The sequence below is a fragment of the Geofilum sp. OHC36d9 genome, assembly GCF_052400685.1.
GTDB lineage: Bacteria > Bacteroidota > Bacteroidia > Bacteroidales > Marinilabiliaceae > CAZHHH01.
Map to the genome: position 1 here is coordinate 53,785 of NZ_JBQTGJ010000017.1, position 23,516 is coordinate 77,300.

Here is a 23,516-nt window from a genome sequence, read left to right on the forward strand (position 1 = left end):
TTTTCCGTTTTTCTGTGAGCATGTTCGTCTCAAAAATTGAAAAATGTGGATTTACTGTTGTAAATAATCACTTTGAAAACGAGAGTAACGAAAAAATGGCACTTTTTTACTGATATTATATAAGCAAATTTCTGAGACATGAAACGGTTTTGGTAAAGGATGACTTAGCCCAAGGAATGATTCTTTGAAGAGTTTTATTTTTTTTATAAAAACATACTATAAACAGCTTCAATATTAAAAGTTTCCTAAACTTATAACATTGGAATGAAGGTATTATTTGGCAAACTAAAATATAAATGAAAATGGATTTAAGATTTTTTATTGCATTGTATTTATTATTGGGAGGGAGTCTGGTTGTTACTGCCCAGTATCCTACCATTTCGGAGAAGGATCAAAAAGCTTCAGCCGAATTAATGCAACATGTTTACCAGCATTCGGATAGTGCCTGGCAAGTAGCCTGGCCTATTGTTGAGCAACAAGCTAAAGAGGGAAAACCATATATCCCTTGGGCGGCAAGACCTACAGATTTACCGCAGGCCAATATTCCTGCTTTTCCCGGAGCAGAGGGTGGCGGAATGTTTTCTTTTGGTGGTAGAGGCGGAAAAGTTATAGTGGTTAATACGCTTGCCGACAGTGGCCCGGGGTCTTTTCGATGGGCATGCGAACAAGGTGGTGCCAGAATTATCGTGTTTAATGTCTCAGGCATCATACGTATCAAGAGCCCCGTGGTCATTCGTGCACCTTACGTGACAATTGCTGGTCAGACCGCCCCTGGTGATGGTGTTTGTATTGCCGGCGAATCGGTTTGGATTAACACGCATGATGTGGTGATTCGTCATATGCGTTTTCGCAGAGGGGAGACCTGGGTTGGACGACGTGATGATTCGCTTGGAGGTAATCCTGTTGGTAATATTATGTTGGATCATATTTCTGCAACATGGGGTTTAGATGAAAATATGTCAATTTATCGCCACATGTGGAATGATAGTACTGGAAAGAAAGATGTAAAACTGGGAACTGTTAATATTACCATTCAAAATTCTATTTTCGCGGAGGCTTTGGATACCTGGAATCATGCCTTCGGAGCTACCCTGGGAGGTGAAAATTGTTCTTTTATGCGCAATCTTTACGCCAATAATACAGGAAGGAATCCTTCCATAGGCTGGAATGGCATTTTTAATTTTGTAAATAATGTTGTTTTTAACTGGAGGCATCGTTCAGTTGATGGCGGTGATTATACCGCCAAATATAATATTATCAATAATTATTTTAAACCAGGACCTATTACTCAATTGGACGAAGCTATCAGTCATCGTATTTTGAAACCTGAATCAGGTCGTAGCCAGCTGGATAAAAAGGTTTACGGCATGGCATATGTGCATGGAAATGTGGTTGAAGGAAATGAGCGCGTTACCAAAGATAATTGGGATGGCGGCGTTCAAATAGAAAGTATGCCTGACGCAGGTAGTTACACCGATGAAATCCGTTGGCACGAACCCTGGGCTATGCCATATTTAACAATTATGTCGGCTGACGAGGCTTTTAATTATGTGATTGAGAACGTGGGGGCTACCTGGCCTGTTCGTGACGCTGTTGATCAACGTATTACTCGCGAGGTCAAAACTGGGGTTATTGAGTATGCCGAGAATGTTAATCTGGATAAAATTCCTAAGTTTAAATACCGACGGCTACCAGATGATTCATATAAAATGGGAATTATAACACATCCTGATCAGGTTGGTGGTTATCCCGATTATGTGGGTAAAGCTTATAAAGATACCGATCGTGACGGCATGCCAGATACCTGGGAGAAAAAATATGGACTTGATCCTAAAAATTCGTCTGATGCCAACGGAGACATCAACGGTGATGGATATACCAATATTGAAAAGTATATCAATGGTATTGATCCGACCCAAAATATTGATTGGTCTGATCTTAGCAATAACCACGATACCTTGAAAGATAAAACATCGATGATGTAGTTAGAGAGCTGGTTTAAGAAAAACAACCATTCTTGATCTTTATTTGGATGGTTGTTTTTCTCATTGAATAATTAAAAAAATACAAAATGTTAGTACGGTTTAGCGGATTATTTTTGTTGGCGGTTTTATATTTCCCTGTTGTCAGTGCACAAAAACCAAAAACTGCTGAGGAAGTAAAATATGTTGAAGTATTGCGAGTACGGGCACAAAAAATTATTGATGACTATTTGGTTTTAGACAGTCCGGAAAAAGCATTATCTGTTCGTGATCTGATTGTTAAGCAGTACTGGGATTTGAATAAAGTTCAAGATTCAAAAGAGACCCAAATTAAACAATTAAAAAATGAATTGACGGGTGAAACTTTCAACCGTGAGAAAAGCAAAGTAGAGTCAATGGCAATGAAACGATTGGCCAGGCTGCATCGCCGTTATATTCGGAATCTATCCCGACTTTTGTCGGATGATGAAGTTGATCAGGTGAAAAATGGTATGACTTACAATGTTTATAATCACACTTTTAATGGTTATAAGGATATGTTGCCTGATCTTACAGAAGAGCAGATTAGCCAAATTGAGACTTGGCTACTTGAGGCACGCGAGATTGCCATGGATCAGGGCTCTTCGCATGCCAAACATGCGGTATTCGGGAAGTACAAAGGGCGTATTAATAATTATTTGTCTGGAGAGGGGTATGATTTGAATAAGGCAAGTAAAGAGTGGCATGAGCGTTTAAAGGAGTTGTTGTAATTCTTTTGGTTTTAAAATCATTTTTGATATTTTGCGAAAAGCCTTTTTGTGCATATGCCATTTTAATTTTAGTCAAGTATGTTATTTAAATTTTTTTTTACTTCATTTCTGAAAACGTTTTCATACGCAAGGCGTCTTTGGAGCCTTGGAATAGCCGTTTTGTGCTTTTTGTCTATGCAGGCGCAAATGGAAGTACCCGTACGATATAAAAATGGAATCTTGCAATATGAGCAGGATCAGAAGGGTAACAGAATTATTGATTTTTCTTATTGCGGTTACCACGCTTCCGAAAAGAATATTTTATGGGTAGAGCCCAAAGTTTTTGTTCCTTATGCAGATGGCGATGCAACGGATGTTATTCAGGAGGCTATTGATAGGGTGGCTTCTATGCCCATACAAGCAAATGGTTTTCGGGGTGCGGTGCAATTGGCTGCTGGTGTTTTTGAATTGGCGGGTCGGTTACAAATAAAAGAATCTGGTATTGTTCTACGAGGATCTGGGTTCGGCGAAGGAGGAACAACATTGGTAGCAACTGGTACCAATCGGCAAACCCTAATAAGAATTTTTGGACAGGATGACAGGATATTTGAGGATGCAGGACCAATTAAACAGCCTTTTGTGCCGGTTAATTCGTTTTACACTATTGTTGAAAATGCATCGTTGTTTAAAGTCGGACAGTCTATCGAAATAAAAAGGCCTTCTACCATTAAGTGGATTGAGGCTTTGGGTATGAAGACATTTGGTGGTGAAGAAACCGGGTATTTGGGCTGGAAGCCGGGACAGAGAGTCGTTCGTTGGGAGCGCAAAATTACTAAAATATCACGTGATACAATTTTTTGGGACGTGCCTTTAACCATGGCGCTTGATACAGTCTATGGTCAATCGGTTATAAATTTACAGAAATGGCCGGGACGGATTTCAGAAATAGGTATTGAAAATTTGAATTTGGAATCTTCTTATAATACCCTTAATAGCAAGGATGAGTCACATTGCTTTGATGCCATTTCTATTGAGAATGCTGAAAATGTGTGGGTACGTCAAATACAGTTTAAGCATTTTGCGGGTTCGGCAGTGGCCGTATTCGAAACCGGACGTAAGGTTACTGTGCAGGATTGTGTCTCGTTACAGCCTGTTTCGGAGGAAGCTAATTGGCGAAGATATACCTTCTTCACGATGGGACAGCAAACTTTGTTTCAACGTTTGTATGCCCAAAACGGATATCATGATTTTGCTGTCGGGTTTTGTGCAGCAGGACCAAATGCTTTCGTGGAATGCGAATCGTCGCAACCATTAAATTTTAGTGGAACAATTGATAGTTGGGCCACGGGTGTTTTGTTTGATGTGGTTAAAGTGGATGGACATGAACTGTCCTTCTGTAATCGTATGGGAAGCAACCAAGGGGCTGGATGGACTGCAGCTAATTCGGTATTCTGGAATTGTTCGGCAGCACGTATTAAAAATTATGCGCCTCCGGGAGCTATGAATTATGCTTTTGGCGTATGGGCTGCTTTTGAGGGAAATGGCGCCTGGTATTCGCAAAACAATCACATTAGTCCGCGAAGTCTGTACTATGCGCAATTGGAGCAACGAATGGATAAAAAGGGAGGCTATTATTCTGACTGTTATATGCCTTCACCTGCCTCTGCTACCAGTAGCCCTACTATCGGGCAAGCGGCTGATTATACTGAGCAAGCCTTTGTCCCGACGGCTTCACTAAAGGATTTTATTTATACGGCCTCGCAACGTGATCACATTAAAGTCCTATCGACAGGATTACCTGTCATTAAAAAGCGAAACAGAACGCAGGATCATACCATCATGAATAATTTTACTGTTCAAAATGGATGGTTGTCGTTTAATGACAAATTATTATCGGGTATGCGGATTACTGTGCCATGGTGGAGAGGTGTTCCACGCCCTTATGAAGCTCTGAAAGCCTCGCCGGCCATAACACGTTTTGTGCCCGGACGAAATGGAAATGGTTATACCGATAATATTGAGGATGTCGTGGCTTACATGACTAAAAATAATATTGTTGGAATAGAGCATAACTATGGGTTATGGTACGACCGGCGCCGTGATGATCATGAGCGGGTACGCAGAATGGATGGAGAGGTCTGGGCGCCTTTTTATGAGCAGCCTTTTGCCCGCAGTGGAAAAGAAACGGCCTGGGATGGTCTCAGTAAATACGATCTGACTCAATATAATCCTTTCTATTGGGATAGGCTGGCTGAGTATGCTACCCAAGGCGCTTTACAAGGGAAAATTTTAGTGCAACATCACTATTTTCAGCATAATGTGTTGGAGGCTGGCGCTCATTGGGCCGACAGTCCCTGGCGTCCGGTTAATAATATTAACGATACGGGGTTTCCCGAGCCGGCACCCTATGCCGGCGATAAACGTATTTTTCTGGCTGAGCAGTTCTACGATGTTACACATCCGGTACGCAGGGAATTACACAAAGCATATATACGTCAGTGTCTTGATAATTTTTCGGATGATATGCCGGTTTTACATCTGATCAGTGCTGAATATACTGGCCCTTTATCTTTTGTTGAGTTTTGGCTTGACGTAATTATTGAATGGCAAGAGGAAAATAAACGTGATGTCATGGTAGGCCTGAGTGCGACCAAGGATGTTCAGGATGCAATACTTCAAAATCCTAAATATCGAGACGTTGTTGATGTTATCGATATTCGTTATTGGGCTTACAAAGAGGATCAATCTCTGTATGCCCCGCAAGGAGGCGTTAATTTAGCCCCCCGACAACATGCACGATTGGAAAAACCGGGTAAACGCTCTTTTCAATCGGTTTATAGAAGTGTGAGAGAGTATAAAGAAAGTTATCCTAAAAAAGCGGTTATCTATTCTGAAGGTCAATATGATCAGTTTGGGTGGGCTGTTTTAATGGCGGGCGGTTCATTGCCCGTTTTACCAGCTTTGTTACCTGCCGGTTTTGTTAATTCCGTCATAACGATGCAACCTGTTGTAAATGCAGATTCCAAAACGTTTTTATTACGCAATGCTAAAGGCGAGTCGGTTATTTATATGCCTAAAGAAACTTCTTGTAAAATTAATTTTTCCGGAAAGAGTCATCATTTTTATGCAACAAAGATAGAGGCAAAAACGGGATTAGTGATTAGCAGAGAATCGCTACAAAGGGGAAAGCCGGTTGTATTTCATAATAATGACAATAAAGATGTTGTAGTATATATTTCAATAAAATAGCATAGAATGATCAATCGTGATTGTACGAAAATTTTAGTGACAGACAAAAAGACTCAATTGCTTGTGAAAAAAAAATCAAATTTAAGGCTTACGAAGTCTGAAAAAAATGAGTTTGCTATGGTAAATAACCATTTTGCGGACCTGCATAACGAAACACGAAATAGGTTTTTAAGTGTTGTTTTTGTAGGCTTAATGATCCTCTATAGCGGATGTGTTCAGGTCGATAATTCAAAAAATGAGCTTCCCAGGTTACGTGTGTCTGAAAATGGCCATTTTTTGCAGGATGAAAGCGGTGCGCCTTTTTTTTGGCTGGGAGATACCGGGTGGCTTTTGTTTTCTAAACTAACACGGGAAGAAGCGGAGTTATATATGGATAATCGTGTGGCCAAGGGGTTTAATGTTATTCAGGTGAGTTTGGTACATAGTTTAAACGTCAAAAACAGATATGGCGACTCAGCTTTAATAACGAGACGGGTATCCAGACCATTGGTCACACCCGGAAACAGTCCTTTGGATTCAGTCGAATATGATTACTGGGATCATGTTGATTACATTATTGATTTGGCAGAGAAGAAAGGTTTGTATTTAGCTATTGTTCCGGTTTGGGGTAATAATGTACGTTCGGGAGGGGTGTCTCTCAAAGATGGGATGTTTTATGCCCAATGGTTGGGCGCTCGGTATTCTGATAAAACAAACATTATTTGGATGAACGGTGGAGATACGTTTGGTAACGATTCAACAAACATTTGGAATGCGATTGGTAAAGGGCTGAAAATGAAGGCGCCTTTGCAACTGGTGACTTTCCATCCACGTGGCAGATGCTCTTCATCCGATTGGTTTCATAGCGAGTCATGGCTTGATTTTAATATGATTCAGTCGGGACATCGTCGTTATGACCAGGATGACACCAAGCGAGGCTACGGACAGGATAATTGGCGGTACATTAGCGACGATTACAGCTTGGTACCTGTAAAACCAACGATTGACGGTGAACCCTCTTATGAAGGAATTCCACAGGGGTTACACGATGTGGATGAACCATATTGGACGGCTGCTGATGTGCGTCGTTACGGCTATTGGTCTGTTTTTGCCGGCGCATTTGGTTATACTTACGGAAGTAATGCTGTTATGCAGTTTTACTCAGCTGAAGATGAAAGTCCGGCTTTTGGCGCTAAAAAATATTGGAATGAAGCGATTAACGATGAAGGTGCCTGTCAGATGGTTTATTTAAAAGAATTGATGTTATCAAGACCTTTTTTTAGTCGAATTCCAAATCAGCATTTGTTGAATGAGAATGGCGAACAGTACGATTATAAAGTTGCGACAAGTGGTCCCGGATATGCTTTTATTTATACCTATCGGGGGGGAATTATTAAAGTTAATATGTCGTATTTCGAAATGGCAAATGTTAAGGCATCATGGTTTTGCCCGCGTAACGGTGAGATGACCGTTTTGGATACGTTTCAGGCCGATGGTGTGCATGAATTTCATGCGCCCGGTAAAGTAATGGATGGCAATGACTGGGTGTTAATTTTGGACGTTGTTTAATTTGTAGGATTATAAAGTATGACACAATTGCGAAAGAAAATTGGTTGGTTTATTTGGATTTTTATGGCTCTGGGTTTTTTTGTGAAAGCACAGAATGGATGGCTCAATGTTGCTGATTTAGGTGCCGATACTACAGGCGAAATCTTGTGTACCGATATTATTAAACAGGCTATCACTACGGCTTCAGAAAAGGGCGGTGGAACTGTCTTTTTTCCCGCAGGAGAGTACCTTACCGGACCGATTGTGATGGAAAGTAATATAACACTTTTTCTTGATGCCGGTGCTTTAATTAAGTTTTCAAATAATTTTGACGATTATTTACCATTTGTACAAACCAGATGGGAAGGCACTGTCATGATGACTTTTTCGCCTCTTATTTATGCCCATGGTCAAGAGAATATAACTGTTACTGGTCGGGGTAAAATTGACGGGCAAGGTCGCGCATGGTGGAATGAAATGGATCGCATTAAGGATTTGGACGACAAAAATTTTGAACATAAATATTCCGATTTATGGAGCCGTCTAAATAGTGATGTGGTCACCGAAGCGTATTATCAGAGTACCTTGAAAATGCGTTTTTTTAGGCCGCCAATGATACAATTTTTTCAGTGTAGTAATATTTTAGTTGAGGGGGTTACGATTGTTAATTCTCCTTTTTGGACGATTAATCCTGTTTTCTCTGATAATATTGTTATCAATGGTATTACAATTATAAATCCTCCATCGCCCAACACTGATGGCATTAATCCATCATCTTGTCGTAATGTGAGAATTTCTAACTGTCATATTAGTGTGGGTGACGATTGTATCACAATTAAATCTGGTCGTGATATTGACGGTCGAAAATGGGCTGTTCCAACAGAGAACGTGACTATTACAAATTGTACGATGCTGCGTGGACATGGCGGGGTTGTTATTGGCAGCGAAGTGTCTGGTGATGTGCGGAAAATTACAATCAGTAACTGTGTGTTTGACGGCACTCATCGCGGAATTAGACTGAAATCGGCCCGTGGACGCGGAGGTGTGGTGGAAGAAATTCGTGTGGATAATGTGGTGATGAAGAATATTAAACGAGAAGCTATTGTTTTTAATCTTTTGTACGACCCAAAGACTGTTGAAGAGCCTGTTAGTGAGCGTACGCCGGTGTTTCGAAATATTCATATTTCTAATGTGACAGCAACTCGTGTTAAGAAGGCTTGTCTACTTAGAGGTATCTCCGAAATGCCCATTGAAAATTTGTCTTTCAATAATATAAATATACAAGCTGAAACAGGATTTATCATTAATCAAGCAAAAAATATTGAGTTGCACGATGTGGATATTTGTGCGACCAAGGGGCCTTCGTTTGTTGCTAGCGAGGTGTCGGGATTGGTATTGGATAATGTGAAATCTTCGTCTCCTTTGAAAGATGAACCGACCATTAATCTTATAAATGTTAATAATGTTTATGTTCATAGTTGTTCCCCTTTGTTCCCAACCAGTGTCTTTTTGAAAGTCGAAGGTGAAAAGTCTCAACGGATATATCTTTATAATAATTCATGGGTGAATGTTAAAAAAACTGTGGTTAAAGGTCCTGAAGTGATGAGAATGAGTGTGAAAAAGAATTAGTCGGGTTCGTTTTTACCAGCCAAAGTATATTGTTTCATGAAAAAGTTATTGTTTTTGATATTTGTTTTTACCGTTGCGTGTACAGCTGAATTACCTGTGTATCTTTTTACGTCTTTTCGTGAACCTGGTACTGATGGATTGTATTTGGCTTACAGTTACGACGGATATCACTGGAACGATCTGAGTGGTCCTTATCTGACGCCTGAAGCCGGAGAATCCAGACTGATGCGCGATCCTTCAGTGGTACAAGGACCTGACGGAACTTATCATATGGTGTGGACCTGCGGGTGGCGTGGTGATAATGGCTTTGGCTATGCTCACACCAAAGATTTTATTCATTGGTCCCAACAGCAATTCATTCCTGTAATGGCTCACGAACTGGATGTGGTGAATGTATGGGCGCCTGAGATTTTTTATGATGACGATAATGACCGTTTTATCATTATTTGGGCCTCTGCTATTCCGTTTCGTTTTCCTAAAGAACAGGAAGATGAAAATAATAATCATCGTATGTATTACACAACTACAAAGGATTTTAAAACATTTACGGCTACTCAACTTTTTTTGGATCCTGGTTTTAGTGTGATTGATTGTGTTATTGTTAAAAGAGGGAAAAATGATTATGTGCTCGTTCTTAAAAATAATACGCGTCCTGAACGTAATATTAGTGTGGCTTTTGCGACCGATCCTTTGGGACCCTATAACAATTTCTCAAAGCCTTTTACCGGGTTTCTGAGCGAAGGTCCAACTGTGTTAAAAAAAGGGAATGATTGGTTTATTTTTTATGATAATTACGGAGATAAAAAGTATAGCGCTGTAAGAACCTCAAATTTTAAAACTTTCAGTAATATTAGTGATCAGGTCTCTTTTCCCGAAGGGCATAAACATGGAACTATCGTGAAAATTAACAAAAAAATATTGTCAGGTCTTTTGCATTAAGCTGATAGCTTGCTACCAATATAAAATGCGATAAAGAGCAAAAGGTAGAGAACTGAAAGTTGATAATCGAAAGCATAAAATATTTACCATCTGAGCTTAATATGAAAATTTTATATGTATGAAAAATATTTTTGATTTGTTTTTTCCCGGGAAGTGTGGATGGGGAACCAGAAACTGGTTCATGATTATTTCTGTTCTGATGATGGTGGGTTGTGCACAACCACCGGTTAAAACAGATGAAAAACCGCGTCAGGGATACGAAAATTATGATGGCGTTAGGTATACCGGAGAAACAATGTCTAACATAGACTATCACCATGGGGCGCTGACGCCAGCCGTGGGCGTTCATAATATTCAGGTTATTAGGGCCAACCGTCAGGCTCCGGAGGAAAGTGATGGTTTTGGCTGGACTTATAACCATGCCCCGAATCTGGCATATTTTAAAGGTCAGTTTTATCTGCACTATTTAAGTGATTCTGTTGGTGAACATATTCCTCCGGCTCATACATTGTTAGTTACTTCTAAGGATGGCTATAATTGGGGGAAACCCAAAGTTTTGTTTCCGAAATATAAAATTCCTGATGGCACGACCAAAGAAGGAGTGGAGGAAGTTGCCAATGGTTTATTGGCTGTGATGCATCAGCGAATGGGGTTTTATCAGTCAACCAATGGCCGATTTTTGACGCTTGGCTATTACGGTATTAGTCTTAACGAGCATGATTCCCCAAACGATAATAAAGGAATTGGGCGTGTTGTTAGGGAAATTTATGAAGACGGAAGTTTTGGCCCCATTTATTTTATCCGCTACAACTCTGGGTGGAACATTAATAATACTTCTTATCCATTTTATGAGTCATGTAAAGATGAGGAATTTTTGAAGGCATGTAAGGAATTATTGGCTAATCCGTTAATGACGCAGCAGTGGAATGAAGAGTCAGATCTCGATGATCCGGTTATTCCTATGCATGAAAGGTATCAGGCTTTAAGTTATTATACATTGCCCGATGGCCGTATTGTTGGTCTATGGAAACATGCTTTATGCGCTGTTAGTCCTGATAGCGGAAAATCCTGGCCCAATCATCCCATGCGTGCACCCGGATTTGTGAACAGTAACGCAAAAATATGGGGGCAAAAGACCTCGGATGGCAGATATGCTACGGTCTATAATCCTTCCGAATTCCGCTGGCCATTGGCTGTATCTGTTAGTCAGGATGGTTTGAATTACGAAAATTTGTTGCTGATTAATGGCGAAATTACAACAATGCGTTACGGTGGTAGTTATAAATCTTATGGTCCACAGTACATTAGGGGTATTCTTGAAGGGAATGGGACACCTGAAGATGGTAATATGTGGTTAACTTACAGTATGAACAAGGAAGATATTTGGGTCTCAAGAGTGGCAATTCCTGTTCAGAGCTATGTTTCAGAAGATGTTCATGAGGTTTTTAATGATATGACTGAAGGGACAGAGATAGACCGATGGAATATTTTTAGTCCTTGTTGGGCTAAAGTCGAAATTCAACGCTTAGCTGGCGAAAAGGTTTTGGCACTTCATGACAAAGATCCTTTTGATTATGCCATGGCTGAACGTGTGGTGCCACAATCGGGTAAGATGTTGGTCGATTTTACGGTCGTACCTGCCCAGAATGACCACGGACAGCTGAATATTGAACTTAAGAACGCCGAAGGGATGGGAGCTATTCGCCTCATTTTTGATGAAGACGGAGTTCTGAAAGTGAAAAAGGGATACCGTAATGGTGGTATTTTAGAGTATGAAGCCGGAAAAGCATACAACATTAAAATTGAAACTGATACAGAGAATCGTTTTTATCAGATATTTATCAATGGAAAGGAAAAAGGACATGGATATATTGTTTACCGTCCGGTTCATGCCATTGCCCGTGTAACCTTTCGAACAGGAGCTATTCGCCGCTTCCCAAATGCTGATACGCCGACTGATCAGAACTATGATGTGGAAAACGCTGGTCGTTTAGACAATGAAGCAGTGTTTTATATTAAATCATTTCAGACTAAAATAATTGATTAGATATGTAAAGTGATTTATAAGTAGTGCTTGCAAGAAAACGTCACTTTTTTGGTTGCCATTGTATTTAAATCTGCCCCAGCTATTTTTTTGCAAGTGCTAACAATCATTTAATTTCTGAAAATACAAAAATTGTAAAGTATGCACAGAATACAACTTTATTTTAGTCTCCTCTTTATCATGGGGTACAGTTTATCCTTTTCTTCTGTTGCCCAGATTAAAAGCAAGAATGATAAAGTAAAAATAGAAGAAAAGCAGAAGTCGGTGCTTCAAGCTGAGGAGTTTAAGCATTATGTGGATTATTTTAATAATATGGAGGATGAAAACATTGCTCAGGCCATTTCAAATTCACAAGCATGGGAATGGATGAAGCAAAATATTCCTTTGTTTGAGTGTCCGCAGCAGAACTTCGAAGAGATGTATTATTACAGATGGTGGACGTTGCGTAAGCATATTAAGAAAACACCTGTTGGTTATGCTTTTACCGAATTTTTGGTCGATCGGTCGTATGCTGATGAGTATAATCTTATTGCCTGCGCAATGGGACATCATACCATGGAAGCCAGATGGTTGCACAATCATGAGTATCTTAACGATTATCTGCATGTATGGTATAGAGGAAATGACGGATTGCCGATGAAAAAGTTGCATAAGTTTAGCAACTGGACGGCTTTTGCTTTGTATCAGAAATATCTCGTAGATAATGATATAGATTATTTGGTTGATATGCTGCCTGACCTGCTGGATGATTATAGAAGATGGGAGCAGGAGCGTCGTTTGGATAATGGTCTTTTTTGGCAAAGGGATGTTCAGGATGGTATGGAGGAACAGATCAGCGGAGGTCGTCATGTTAAAAATGCCCGGCCAACAATCAATAGTTATATGTATGGAAATGCCTGGGCTATAAGTGAAATTGCCGCTCTTGCCGGTCGTACTGATTTGGCTGATACGTTTAAAGCAAAAGCCGATACTTTGTATAACCTAATCAATACTAAATTGTGGAATCCGGAATCCCAATTTTTTGAAACGGTGAAAGAGGCTGGAAACTTTGCTAAGGTCAGAGAAGAAATAGGGTTTATCCCGTGGTATTTTAATATTCCATTAGATAAAGACAGTGTTGCCTGGAAACAATTAATGGATACGGAGGGATTTAATGCACCTTATGGTATAACCACCGCAGAGCGTCGTCATCCTGAGTTTCGAAGTCATGGCTGCTGTCAGTGTGAGTGGGATGGTGCTGTTTGGCCTTTTGCCACATCTCAAACATTAACAGGTTTGGCTAATTATTTAAATCATTTTGCGCAAAATATTGCCTCCAGTGATGATTATTTTCATCATCTCGAAACTTATGTGGAATCTCAGTATCACAGGGGGCGTCCATACATTGGCGAATATCTTGATGAGGTGACTGGTTATTGGTTGAAAGGTGACCAGGAGCGCAGCAGATACTATAATCATTCTACTTTTAATGACCTCATAATTACCGGACTGGTAGGCTTAAGGCCTCGATCCGATCTGAAAATTGAAATTAACCCTTTGTTGCCGGTGAATAAATGGGACTGGTTTTGTCTCGATAACCTGCTTTATCAGGGAGATACCCTGACGATAGTTTGGGATCGATACGGTAAAAAATATGATTTTGGTCATGGTTTGCATCTTTTGGTCAATGGTGAAAAAGTGGCTTCAATTGGCAATCTTGGGCGACTCGTTTATGATAAAAATGCGGGTAAAGTGATTGAATGTGAGGTTAATATGGATAATACTGCCAAAGTTGATGAAGTGCCAACCTCGTTAAATTGGTCGGAAAGGATGGCCCTCTCAACGATTAAACGAAATCCTGTGTTATACCGCTCCTGGGGCTATATGCAGGGTTTGCTGCTGACCTCGTTGGAGCAACTATCCAATCAATATCCAAAGACCATTTATAAGGATTATATATTGAGTTATGCCAATGATTTGATTGACGACGATGGGCATATTAAAGGGTATGAAATAGATGCATTTAATATCGACAATATCAATGCTGGAAAGATGCTTTTTCATGTTTATGCAGTTACTCAAAATGAAAAATATGCCAAAGCTATTGAACTGTTAGCGATGCAGCTGAAATGGCAGCCGCAAACCACTGATGGCGGTTTTTGGCATAAGCTAAAATATCCCTGGCAGATGTGGCTCGACGGTGCTTATATGGCGACGCCTTTTCTTGCACAATACGGTGCTGTGTTTAATCACCCTGATTGCATTGAGAAAGCTTCAGAGCAACTTCTTTTAATGAATATGCATATGCGGGAACGCAAGACGGGATTGCTGTATCATGGATGGGATGAAGCAGGTGTTCAGGATTGGTCTGACCCCAAAACAGGGTTGTCTTCAAATTTTTGGGGACGTTCCATCGGGTGGTATATGATGGCTTTGGTTGATGCGCTCGACTATCTTCCGGAGGGGAATAATAATAGGAATGAGATTATTGAAATACTGAATCAAACAACAGCTGCGGTAACTGCATTTCAGGACGAAGAGACGGGCGTTTGGTATCAGGTTTTGGACAAAGGCAGCCAAGCTGGGAATTACCTTGAGGCTTCAGCTTCCTGCATGTTTGTCTATGCAATAGCCAAAGGGGTAAACAAGGGATATTTGAAGAAAAAGTACCTGAAGATTGCGAATAAGGGGTTTGACGGTATCCTTAAGGAATTTGTGCAGGTATATGATGATGGCGAAGTGCAGCTCAATAACGTTTGCCAGGTAGCAGGGTTAGGTAACGGGCGGGATGGTTCTTACGCCTATTATATTAATGAACCAATTAAAACTAATGACTTGAAAGGCACATCGCCATTTATTATGGCAGCCATAGAGTTAGGCAGATGAGGCTGTAATTAGAATTTTCATTATTATAAATCAACAAACAAATTAAGTATGAGATTGAATTTTATAGCTTTGATGACGGGCCTGATTTTTTTGGCTGGCTGCTCTTCAGATAATGATACTGGTAGATGGAAAAAAGGTATTGTTACTGATGAATTTATCTATACGCAAGCCCCTTTTCCATCGTGTCATTCGGCTACAATAGCTGAAACACCAGAAGGTTTAGTAGCGGCATGGTTTGGTGGTACATATGAACGACATCCGGATGTGGAAATATGGGTGAGTCGAAGAGAGAATGGACAATGGACAGCTCCTGTTTCAGTGGCTAATGGTATTGTGAACGATACTTTGAGGTATCCTACCTGGAACCCGGTTTTATACCAAATTCCCAAAGGTGAATTATTACTTTTTTATAAAGTGGGGCCAAGTCCTTCAACGTGGAAAGGACGGATGCTCGTTTCTCAGGATAATGGGCATAGCTGGTCTAAGCCGGATTCATTACCGGAAGGATTTCTTGGACCTATCAAGAATAAGCCTGTATTGCTCGATAACAAGGATCTCATTTGTCCGTCGAGTACCGAGGGGAATGGCTGGCGTGTGCATTTCGAGGTTACTGCAGATAATTGTAAATCATGGCACAAAGTGGGGCCTATAAGTTCTGGTAAAGTATATAAAGTGATTCAACCAGCTATATTAGATCATGGTAATGGCGTTTTGCAGGCATTGTGCCGAAGCGGGAATGCTGTTATAGCAACGTCATGGTCGCATGATTATGGAAAATCATGGGGGCTTTTATGGCCTTCAGGGCTTCCCAATAATAACTCCGGAATTGATGCCGTGACACTCAAAGATGGTCGTTTTTTGGTGGTTTATAATCATGTTGCGACGCCCGTTAATGCGAAAAAAGGACACCGCACACCTTTAAATGTAGCCGTGTCTGACGATGGAAAGAACTGGAATGCTGCATGTATTATTGAAGATTCTGAAATTAGTCAGTATTCATATCCGTCTGTTATTCAGACGGCTGATGGAATGGTGCACATCGTTTATACCTGGCGAAGGGAGCGTATTAAACATGTGATGATTGATCCCGATAAACTGGAGCTGAGTCCCATTGTAGATGAGAAGTGGCCTCAAAAATAGAGACTTATGTCAAGATATGTATCATTTTTTGTAGTTTCTTTCTTTTTTGTTGCCGCAGCCACCGCGCAGCAAAATTCTGACTTTGGTTATTCACGGCCTTTGAAGGATGTGCTGATTGACATCGAACAACGGTTCGATGTTTCATTCAGGTATCCTGATAGTTTGGTTGAAGGCAGGATATTAGAGTATGCCGATTGGCGGATACGTCCCGGGTTTGAACCTACCATGGTGAATGTATTGGCGCCTTTCGATTTGATTTTTAAACCTGATAGCAAGGAAGGTTATTACAAAATAAAGCCTTATGAATATCACCGGCGATCGGTGGAGGAGGGGAAACAGTTTTTGGCTTATCTAAAAACCTTGTATCATAATAAGGAAGAGTGGGAATTAAGAAGAGATTCTTTGAAACGATGTTTTTTGACGGCATTGAAACTTGAGAAATTGCCGGACTGGTCCGCTTCGGGTATTTATTATTCAAACAGGAGGCGATACAAAGACTACGAAATAGTAAATGTGGCCCTGGAGACACTTCCTGGCGTTTATGTGTGTGGATCTTTGTATCAGCCGAAGAAGATGACGGGAAAGGTTCCTGTTATTATTTCTCCCAATGGTCATTTTAGTGAGGGGCGTTATAACAAAGATATGCAGATTCGTTATGCGATGTTGGCCCGTATGGGCGCCATCGTCATGAGTTACGATATGTTTGCATGGGGTGAATCTGAGCTTCAGTTTAATCATTCCAATCATCATAAAAGTCTGGCGCAAACCATACAGATCATGAATGGTGAAAGAGTCTTAGATTTTTTGTTGTCTCAAAATCATGCTGATACAAACAGGGTGGGCATAACTGGTGGTAGCGGTGGTGGCAGTCAAACGATGTTACTTTCTGCCATTGATGACCGTATTGATGTGAGTGTGCCGGTAGTCATGCTATCCAGCTATTTTTATGGTGGCTGTCCCTGCGAAAGTGGACAGCCTGTGCATTTGTGCGGGGGAGGCACCAATAATGTTGAAATGGCATCTATGATGGCTCCTAAACCTCTATTAGTGATTTCGGATGGGGGTGATTGGACGGCTCATGTGCCAGAAGTTGAATTTCCATTCCTACAATATGTTTATAGCTTTTATAGCAAAACGCAGAATGTAGAAAATGTTCATATTCCCAATGAAGGACACAGTTATGGTAAAAGTAAAAGATACCCGATGTATGCGTTTATGGCAAAATGGTTGGGACTCAAAAGCATTGTCTCTATTGATGGTACCTGGGACGAATCAGGATGCGTGGTTGAAGATGCATCCCAGATGTATGTTTTTGATAACGATTCTGCCAAACTGCCCGAAAACGCTATCATGAGTTTTAAGGCACTTGAAGAATTGGTGAAAAAGCTGTGAATAATTTATTAAAGTTTGATAACGAGCACGTAAAAATCTATCCAACGACAGCTGTTTTTTGACGTATTAAATGTATAAAGAGAATTCAATCTCGTCGTATTATATCTGTGGTTTTAGTTGATCTTCTTTTGATCGTTAAAGATGGGGATTTGGTAAATGAGCATTTTGAGGAGAAGCATAACGCAGAAGTTGGACTTTTCTTGCAAACACTAATTATCAATAATAAAAACAGAACAGATGAATTTTAAATTACTGAATAATGTTTTACTGGCAGGTTTAATTACACTTACGGCTTGTCAAGTTAGTAAACAACCGACTGATCAAACCCCGAAAGAACCTCGTTATAAAGTCGCAGTTTGCGATTGGATGATCTTGAAACGTCAAAAGCTGGGAGCTTTCGAACGTGCAAGAGAAATCGGATCGGATGGTCTTGAGCTTGATTTGGGTGGACTGGGATCGCGTCCGACCTTTGATAATAAGTTGCTGGATCCTCTTCAGCGGCAGGCGTTTATCTCCAAGTCTGATGAAACAGGTATCGAAATTAGCTCTATCGCTATGTCAGGCTTTTATGCACATAATTTTGCCGAACGTGAAGGTATTGATGTTATTATGAATGACGCCATTAATACCATGGTTATGATGAATGTAAAAACGGCTTTTTTACCTTTAGGTGTTGAAGGCGATTTGATTAAGCATCCTGAGCGACGTAATGCCTTGGTAACACGATTGAAATTATTAGGGGCAAAAGCAGAAGCAGCTGGTGTAGTCATAGGTATAGAAACGGCTTATGGTGCGGTTGAGGAAATACATTTTTTGGATGAGATTAAATCACCGGCTATTAAAAGTTATTTCAACTTTAGTAATGCGATTCAAAATCATCGTGACATTTGTGAAGAGTTGAAAATTTATGGGAAAGACAGAATTGTTATGATTCATGCCTCTGGAAAAGACAGCGTTTGGCTGGAGAACGATCCCCATATTGATATGCCAAAAATAAAGAAGACCCTCGATGAAATGGGGTGGAGTGGCTGGTTGGTGATTGAACGTTCTCGCGATGCTTCTCAACCCCGGAATGTGCTTGCAAATTATAGCGCTAATGCGGCTTATTTAAAGAAAGTTTTTCAGGGGCTTGATTAGGATTGTATTTTATTATTGTGAGGCGATGTTTTGGCTGAAATAAGATTTTGATTGGGGGCGCAAAAAATTAAATAAGAGATCAAATGCGAATAAAATTGTAATACCAAGCTGATTCTTCTATTTGGAATAAGGCCAATGATTGGGCTTCAAATGATTTGAATGAAAATTAGGCTTTACATTAATACGACTCCATAAATGTCCATTTTGAGTGCGAGAATTACCAAAAATAGTGTTTTATAGAGTTGTCTTTAATTAATTGTCTTAACCTTAATGGTTTATAGTAACGGTATTACTTGACGTTTTGATCACAATTGTTTATTTCATTTCGAAATTCAATTATCAAAAAATAATCCTTTATAAGGTTGGTAATGATGAATACAAAGAAATGTTTATTTTGTTTGTTCTATATTAAAAAACGAGTAGGATGCTTTGTCGAAGTGGTTTATTGGGGTTTCGTTGCTGTAAATGCAGAAACATAACTGAATGACTCCCGGATCAGAAATGAAAAGAAACTGCTCATTCAGCTTAATGTATCTTAACTTCAATCAACATTGCCAAGGCTGTCTTCTGGCTGGGCATTTCTAAAGCGGAATGAGGAGTCGAGCATTTTTAATATTTGATATTAGAGTGATGCAATACGATGCTTTAATGGCAATCTGGATTTTCGACGTGATCGGAATTTTTCCATACTCTACCAAAGATCAAAACTATGTCAAAGAAATTACATTATACGGCACAAGGTCCGATTTAAACTTTAACGAACTATTCAGACTAAAGGGTTGACTGAGATTTTGCGCGTCGATAATTTCGTATATTTCCGGGTCTCAAGGCCTTGTTTTACTTGCATTTTTCCCTTTTGTAACACGTTCAATCTCTTGTATTAAAAGAGGGAATCCGGCCTTTGGCATATTACCATGGTTGTAACCATCCATTTCATAAAGTCGGGTTTGTGTATGCCCAACCACTTTCATCATGCGCGCCAGGTAGGCGTTTTCTTCATAACGACCTAACATTTCAAGCTCCCGGTCACCTGTTATTAATAGCAAAGGTGGGGCATCCGGCCGAACATGGAAGAGAGGCGCCATATCGTCAACAATTGGTTGTTTATCAGCGATCCCTCTTTCTTTACGAACGGTAAAGTGGGTGATACATTGAGGACTAAACGGAATAAGGCCTGCTATTTGATTGGCGTCGATATTATATGTTTTAAGCCATTTTTTGTCCAGCCCGGTCATGAGGGTTAGATAGCCTCCGGCTGAATGACCGGAAATAAAAATAAGTTTGGGGTTGCCTCCGTATTTCTCGATGTTTTGGAATACCCAGGCTTCGGCTGCGGCGGCATCTTCGATATAGGTTGGTGAGCTCACGTTTGGTGACAGTCGGTATCCCACACCTATAACGCAAAAACCTTTTCCTTTCAAAGCTGTAGGTATCTCTTTATGGCCACTGGTGAGACCTCCGCTATGAAACCAGATAACGGTTGCAAAATTTTGAATATTAGACGGGTAATATATGTCAAGGACACATTGTTTTTTGACGTAGTCGTCGCTGGTTGCTTTACTATAGTATGGTACGTTGAGTTCTGTTGTGTAAACAGTTTTCTCGTTTTTTGATACTTGCTGTGCCGAAATGGTTATTGACAGACAATAAAAAATTACGGATAGCATTCTGCTTACTGGTTTCATGTGTTTATAATTTTGTTTTTTAAGGTCAAATGGTACTCGCCGGAATTATTCATCCTACTGTGTGTAGGTGCTTATTGGGCTCGTTTCATCTGTTTATAATTTGTTTCTCAGTTGCCATATGGGACTCAACAACATAATCATTTCCCTTTTTGAGAATCAAAAATCAGCGAAGCTAAATCTTACTCATGCTCGTTTCATCTGATTTATTTTTAATGATTATGTGGTTTTGTATCGGGTAACAATTATGTGTGGATTCAAATTTTATTTACGTCTAAAAATAGTGGTTTAGTCAGATAAAGACAAGATACGTGACGTTTAGGGGACCGACAGAGTTATCTTTTTTTATTTTTTTGTGAATTAAAGTTTATAAGATGAGGGTGTTGTGAACTTTTTTTTATTTATAAATTTTTGAGATGTTTAATTTCTAGAATTTCTGTGTAGATAATTGAGAAATTTGGGCAAACAAGGTTAATTTTACGGTTATTGTTAATCGCCGTTTTTTTGATTTTTTTTGAGGAAACAGTTGATGTGTTTTACAATAAAGTCTACAATAGAATAATTTATTTAATCAATTATAAATGAAAAGTTTTCAATCTGACGATTATCTGGTGCTATTTAAAAGTCAATACATGGGTGTGGGCGACGATGAGTTGGGCGGCATTCTGGTTCGTGGTTTTATGAATAACTTATCGGTGCGCAGTAATTTACCCACGCATATTATTTTATACAACGCCGGGGTGAAATTGGCATTAAAGGGTTCTGATACCGCCAATGCCCTCAAGGCGTTTGAAGATAAAGGGGTGCGTATAATTTTATGTGGTACGTGTTCCGATTTTTTTGCTGTAAGGGACCAGATTGGCGTAGGGGAAGTCAGTAATATGGCTACCATAACAGAGCTGCTGACTACAACCCCCAAAATAGTTGCACCATGAACCGTTATTTTGATAATGCCGGGACTTCTTTTCCAAAACCTAAAGAAGTATCGGAAGCCATCTCAGATTATCTGGTTAATGTGGGGGGCACCTATGGCAGGGCAGCTTATGGCCGGGCTTTCGATGCTACGGCTAAAGTGGAAGCCTGCCGCGACAGCATTGCTGAGTTATTCGGGGTAAGCGATAGCAGTAAAATTGCCTTTACGGCCAATTCTACCATGGCGCTTAACACCATTATTAAAGGTTTGCCGTTGAAAGGTAAAACGGTGTGGGTGACACCTCTTGAACATAATGCAGTTATGCGTCCACTTACGAAATTGCAAAAGGCGGGTGTCCTCAGCATTCGAGTGCTACCTGCTTGTGCCGACGGAGTGGTCGATTTGAAGCAATTAAAGGACTTGAAGCCTGATAACGCCGGCCTTTTTGTTATTAATCATCAGAGTAATGTGAGTGGTGTGGTTCAGCCTATTGCAGAAATTGCTCAATGGGCTGGGGACATCCCGGTATTGGTGGACGGAAGTCAGTCAGTTGGATACAGATCCTTGCAGTTGGAAGCATGGGGAATTGATTATTTTGCCTTCACTGGTCATAAAGGACTGATGGGACCTACCGGAATTGGCGGCTTTTATGCCTCTAATCCACAACGACTTCAAACATTAATAGAGGGTGGTACCGGCAGTATGAGCGATAGCTTTGAGATGCCCGATGAGATGCCCGACCGGTTTCAGTCCGGAACACCCAATATGGTGGGTATCATTGGTCTTCTGGCCGGAATGGAAAACAGACCACAGCCTTCTTTATCGGCGCAGGATGTGGCCGATTTGATTGGTTTCGTTAAGTCGCTCAAGGGGTTTAGCGTCATTGGGGCTTTGCCCGGGCATGAACATGGCTCTGTCTTTTCGTTTGTGCACGATATTTTAACACCTTCTCAAATTGCCCGCATTTTTTATGATGAGTATGGACTGGAAATCCGTTCCGGGTTGCATTGTGCACCGGCTGCTCATTCTTTTTACGGGACTTTTCCACAGGGAACGGCACGTATAGCCTTATCGCCTTATCATACCACCCGCGATTTGTCTTATCTGTGTGATGCGTTAGAAGCCATTTCTAATCGTTATTGAGAGATGATACCACGGTCTGTTATTATTTTTAAAAATGTACGGTTGGTCATTAAAGCTGATAAGTTACTTCAACAAAATGGTATTGTCTGTAAAATAGTACCGGTGCCCACGTTTATTTCTTCGGAATGTGGTATGTGTATCGAAACGGCGGCCAATGATTGCTCTGCCATCACTCGTTTATTGACTGATAAAGGTTTTGTGTTTGACATTCGCGCGGTTGACTGATTTTTTTTTGTTGTATAGTCGGTTAGTTCTGATTTGTCAGGTGTTTTGATTATCAGTAGTTTTTTTGAGCGCTATGTTGTTGCGGACGGTCGGAGAGTCAAATTTGGAATGGTTTTCCAATGTCGTTTAGTTAACGACAGGAATTATTAGAGAGAATTATATTCAAGGGCGTAATATAAAAATTAATAGTGTGGATTTTTGTGCCCAAAAAGTGCAAAAAATTTGGGTTAAGATACAAAAAGTGGATCCTATTCCTGAAGGACATGCAGCAGAAGGGGCCTCAGCTCACATGGAGATTGATGAGATAATTGTTTTGTAATTACTCAGGTCGTTTATAGTCGGTGCCTTCGGGCTTCTGTGTCCTGCTCACTCGCGTCCTCGCCATTGTTCTGCCATTGCAAACACTTTTTTTCTTGCTCATGTCTTTTTTTTGATGCAAAAACATTCCCGATCATCAAATTATGAAACATGCACACAATGGGGAGGATACGCAGAAAAAAAGTAAAAGCCAAGCCTGCGCGGATTAGCGCATAAAGGGAGATGTGTGGTCATCATTATAGCTGTTTGGTTGCCACTTGCTGACAGCTTATGAACTTCCCTGAACCAGATACTTAAAAAAATAGGTTGAGCTCTTATTAAAAATAGTTGTGGTATGAATAAAATTTGTTTTGCTCTTCAAAATTTTTTAAGACGGCAAATAAAATTCGTTTTGGGCTCTAAAATTTTTTAAGACGTCAAATCAAAATTGAATTGGGCTCTAAAATTTTTTAAGACGTCAAATCAAAATTGAATTGGGCTCTAAAATTTTTTAAGACGTCAAATCAAAATTGAATTGGGCTCTAAAATTTTTTAAGACGTCAAATCAAAATTGAATTGGGCTCTAAAATTTTTTAAGACGTCAAATCAAAATTGAATTGGGCT

General features: G+C 40.2%; 16 protein-coding genes. 15 read left to right on the forward strand and 1 reads right to left on the reverse strand.

Going from position 1 to position 23,516, the window contains the following annotated elements:
• Positions 1-302 precede the first annotated feature (302 nt).
• The 11 genes from ACT3CD_RS14100 to ACT3CD_RS14150 all read left to right on the forward strand — a co-directional run bounded on the left by ACT3CD_RS14100 (position 303) and on the right by ACT3CD_RS14150 (position 18,632).
• Complete coding sequence (locus ACT3CD_RS14100) at positions 303-1,985, forward strand: pectate lyase family protein (protein WP_444646288.1); 1,683 nt, start codon at positions 303-305, stop codon at positions 1,983-1,985.
• Between the two features lie 86 nt (positions 1,986-2,071).
• Positions 2,072-2,731 (forward strand): DUF3826 domain-containing protein, encoded by a 660-nt coding sequence (locus ACT3CD_RS14105; RefSeq protein WP_444646289.1) that lies wholly within the window; start codon positions 2,072-2,074, stop codon positions 2,729-2,731.
• A 78-nt stretch (positions 2,732-2,809) separates the two neighbouring features.
• Positions 2,810-5,959, forward strand: a complete 3,150-nt coding sequence (locus tag ACT3CD_RS14110) for a DUF6298 domain-containing protein (RefSeq protein ID WP_444646290.1) — start codon at positions 2,810-2,812, stop codon at positions 5,957-5,959.
• A gap of 117 nt (positions 5,960-6,076) precedes the next feature.
• Complete coding sequence (locus tag ACT3CD_RS14115; RefSeq protein ID WP_444646291.1) at positions 6,077-7,507, forward strand: glycoside hydrolase family 140 protein; 1,431 nt, start codon at positions 6,077-6,079, stop codon at positions 7,505-7,507.
• A 27-nt stretch (positions 7,508-7,534) separates the two neighbouring features.
• Positions 7,535-9,115: a glycoside hydrolase family 28 protein gene (locus ACT3CD_RS14120; RefSeq protein ID WP_444646292.1), complete on the forward strand. Its 1,581-nt coding sequence runs from the start codon at positions 7,535-7,537 to the stop codon at positions 9,113-9,115.
• A 36-nt stretch (positions 9,116-9,151) separates the two neighbouring features.
• A complete protein-coding gene (locus tag ACT3CD_RS14125) occupies positions 9,152-10,054 on the forward strand; it encodes a glycoside hydrolase family 43 protein (RefSeq protein ID WP_444646293.1) in 903 nt (300 codons plus the stop codon).
• 118 nt (positions 10,055-10,172) lie between these two features.
• Entirely contained in the window at positions 10,173-12,101 is a 1,929-nt protein-coding gene (locus tag ACT3CD_RS14130; protein WP_444646294.1) for a hypothetical protein, read from the forward strand.
• 138 nt (positions 12,102-12,239) lie between these two features.
• Positions 12,240-14,963: a glycoside hydrolase family 88 protein gene (locus ACT3CD_RS14135; RefSeq protein WP_444646295.1), complete on the forward strand. Its 2,724-nt coding sequence runs from the start codon at positions 12,240-12,242 to the stop codon at positions 14,961-14,963.
• Positions 14,964-15,011: 48 nt separating this feature from the next.
• Positions 15,012-16,103, forward strand: coding sequence for a sialidase family protein (locus ACT3CD_RS14140; protein WP_444646297.1), 1,092 nt, complete (start codon positions 15,012-15,014; stop codon positions 16,101-16,103).
• 6 nt (positions 16,104-16,109) lie between these two features.
• On the forward strand, positions 16,110-17,495 hold the full coding sequence (locus ACT3CD_RS14145) for an alpha/beta hydrolase family protein (RefSeq protein ID WP_444646298.1): 1,386 nt from the start codon (positions 16,110-16,112) through the stop codon (positions 17,493-17,495).
• 237 nt (positions 17,496-17,732) lie between these two features.
• Positions 17,733-18,632 carry a sugar phosphate isomerase/epimerase family protein gene (locus tag ACT3CD_RS14150; RefSeq protein ID WP_444646299.1) on the forward strand — a complete coding sequence of 300 codons (900 nt, stop codon included), beginning with the start codon at positions 17,733-17,735 and terminating at the stop codon, positions 18,630-18,632.
• A gap of 824 nt (positions 18,633-19,456) precedes the next feature.
• Here the strand turns inward: ACT3CD_RS14150 and ACT3CD_RS14155 are convergent.
• Positions 19,457-20,317 carry an alpha/beta hydrolase gene (locus tag ACT3CD_RS14155; RefSeq protein WP_444646300.1) on the reverse strand — a complete coding sequence of 287 codons (861 nt, stop codon included), beginning with the start codon at positions 20,315-20,317 and terminating at the stop codon, positions 19,457-19,459.
• Between the two features lie 578 nt (positions 20,318-20,895).
• Between ACT3CD_RS14155 and yedF the strand changes: the two genes are divergently transcribed.
• The 4 genes from yedF (at position 20,896) to ACT3CD_RS14175 (ending at position 22,914) form a co-directional block, all read left to right on the forward strand.
• Positions 20,896-21,249 (forward strand): sulfurtransferase-like selenium metabolism protein YedF, encoded by a 354-nt coding sequence (gene yedF, locus ACT3CD_RS14160; RefSeq protein ID WP_444646301.1) that lies wholly within the window; start codon positions 20,896-20,898, stop codon positions 21,247-21,249.
• A complete protein-coding gene (locus tag ACT3CD_RS14165; RefSeq protein WP_444646302.1) occupies positions 21,246-22,370 on the forward strand; it encodes an aminotransferase class V-fold PLP-dependent enzyme in 1,125 nt (374 codons plus the stop codon). The genes yedF and ACT3CD_RS14165 overlap by 4 nt, the downstream gene beginning before the upstream one ends.
• Before the next feature lie 3 nt (positions 22,371-22,373).
• Complete coding sequence (locus ACT3CD_RS14170; protein WP_444646303.1) at positions 22,374-22,595, forward strand: DUF3343 domain-containing protein; 222 nt, start codon at positions 22,374-22,376, stop codon at positions 22,593-22,595.
• A gap of 190 nt (positions 22,596-22,785) precedes the next feature.
• The gene (locus ACT3CD_RS14175) at positions 22,786-22,914 is read left to right on the forward strand and encodes a hypothetical protein (RefSeq protein ID WP_444646304.1); all 129 of its coding nucleotides are present in this window, start codon (positions 22,786-22,788) and stop codon (positions 22,912-22,914) included.
• Positions 22,915-23,516 lie beyond the last annotated feature (602 nt).